At 32.3% G+C, this 1,252-nt stretch carries 2 protein-coding genes; both read right to left on the bottom strand.

The window, feature by feature from the left end; genetic code table 11:
- Positions 1-740, bottom strand: a 740-nt coding sequence (locus GVY43_RS15330; RefSeq protein WP_159563731.1) for an immunoglobulin-like domain-containing protein, incomplete at its 3' end; no start/stop codon positions are given.
- 177 nt (positions 741-917) lie between these two features.
- The coding region (locus GVY43_RS15335; RefSeq protein WP_236549000.1) for a hypothetical protein at positions 918-1,252 on the bottom strand (335 nt) is incomplete at its 5' end.

Below are 1,252 nucleotides of genomic sequence, written 5' to 3' on the forward strand. Positions count from 1 at the left end.
CCCCAAAGGAGATAGTTTAGATAAATATGATTAAAGATTTGTTTTTCATCTCCCTCTTCTTTAGACAGATGTTCTTCCTCTATTACATTTCCTTTAGTTTTTTGTTCAACTTCTTGTACTTCTAATGGTATTCCTTCATGATTAAAGGAATCCAACGCCACCATTTCTATTCTATCTTTCTTGTTTAAATTCAGGTCTTCTACATAGATTAAAAAAGATCCATCTTCTTTTACTTTTACAGCTCGCTTCTCAATGTTGTTCACATATATCCGAATTACTTTTGCTCCTTCAGAAGTACCAGAAATACTCGAATCCTTATAAGTGAATTTATCATATGCATTTATAAAAGCTTTTGAACGCAAAGGTTCAAATTGAATTTCCTCTAACACTTCATTGTTTGAATCTACTGAGATTAAACTCCATTCTTCTTTCGGCTGTGGATGCACATCCCGAGTATAAACTTTAAATTTACCATCTTGGATAGTCCCTGAACGTACATACTCTCCCTTCTTATACAGCCTAACTTTCTTCACCTCATTAGTAACCTCACCACTTAGATGATTCTGCCCTTGGTAATATGGATCAAGGATAGTCATCGGTAATTCCGAGTTGGTATTTCTCTCTAAGGGATTAGCAAACGTTGGTATTGCTGGAAATAAAAGTACAAAGACTATCACCAACGGGATTGATTTAGCACTACCTTTAATAATTACTTTCTTCTCAATCTTGTTAACAAACACATAAATTCCTCCGTTATCTAAAAGTTTTACTTTTAAGCTTAAAAATTATTTTATTACGTTTCCTTGAAATGCGTTTTCAAAAATTAAACACTTAGCGTTCAAAATTTAATTAGCCTCTCATTTCGTTCACTATTTTAAAAATAACGTACAAACACTTAGTAAAAATCTGTTAGGTTGTTAATAAGTATAACTAGAGGGCGCGCTGAATAAATTTGCTTGCACTATAAGCAATTGTTTTTCATGACCCGTAGTAGTTACAAGCGTTAACTTGTTTAGATCAAGCAGCTCACCTTCATCAAATTTTTCAAACGGTACTATGAAAACCTTCTCAATAATATAAGAAACTCTCTCGTTCTTTTTAATATTTTCGATAAATATAGTCTGTCCAACTTGAACATTTGAGAGTTTATTAAATAGACGGTTCTTCACAAAGCTATTCCGTCCAAATATAATATTACCGCTTTGAGTTGAATCTTTTACGCTAATCAACATATAATCTATCAATCTTAAAT

Source organism: Exiguobacterium sp. 8H (genome assembly GCF_902506255.1).
GTDB classification, from domain to species: Bacteria; Bacillota; Bacilli; order Exiguobacteriales; family Exiguobacteriaceae; genus Exiguobacterium; species Exiguobacterium profundum.